The sequence below is a fragment of the Photobacterium sp. R1 genome, assembly GCF_054600795.1.
This window is the reverse complement of the sequence record NZ_BAAHZP010000762.1, coordinates 1-252: the sequence shown is the minus strand read 5'-3', so window position 1 is coordinate 252 and position 252 is coordinate 1. Positions and strand designations below refer to the sequence as shown.

General features: G+C 50.4%; 1 protein-coding gene. It reads left to right on the top strand.

Features of this window, described 5'->3' with window-relative positions:
- Positions 1 to 252, top strand: a 252-nt coding sequence (locus ACYP03_RS27130; RefSeq protein WP_459782822.1) for an Rnf-Nqr domain containing protein, incomplete at both ends; no start/stop codon positions are given.

Below are 252 nucleotides of genomic sequence, written 5' to 3'. Positions count from 1 at the left end.
TCCGATCTTTGTGATGATCATTGCAGCGCTGGTTACCTGTGTTCAGCTGCTGATGAATGCTTACACTTACGGTCTGTTTTTGTCCCTGGGGATCTTTATTCCCCTGATAGTGACCAACTGCATCATCATTGGTCGCGCCGAATCCTTTGCCTCAAAAAATGCTCCCATGCCAGCCGTTATTGACGGGCTCTGGATGGGACTGGGCATGACTGCCGTTCTGGTAGTATTAGGTGCAGGACGTGAGATTCTGGG